General features: G+C 28.4%; 1 protein-coding gene. It reads left to right on the top strand.

Annotated features, from left to right (window positions below):
- Positions 1 to 217 (top strand): hypothetical protein (locus tag AACQ14_RS23800; protein ID WP_339366025.1); only part of this gene is annotated, 217 nt, incomplete at its 5' end.
- Positions 218 to 232: the final 15 nt, after the last annotated feature.

Genomic DNA, 232 nt, shown 5'->3' with positions numbered 1-232 from the left:
TGATTATAAAGTACCGTTAATCAATGTAGTAGAGCTTTCGTTACGTGACAATGAACAAAAACGTGGTGCAGGTCATTTAGTATTTCTAGCATTTTTCCTATTTGGTATTACTATATTTGACTATAAATATCCATTATTCTTTTTTAACTTGAAGCATATATTATCAGTAAGAGATCCAGAACCATCTGATTTTTATATCTTTTGCATAAAGATATAAAAATCAGATGGTTCT

The organism is Vallitalea maricola, from assembly GCF_036985595.1.
Classification (GTDB): domain Bacteria; phylum Bacillota; class Clostridia; order Lachnospirales; family Vallitaleaceae; genus Vallitalea; species Vallitalea maricola.
This window is presented reverse-complemented; position numbering and strand designations above follow the sequence as displayed.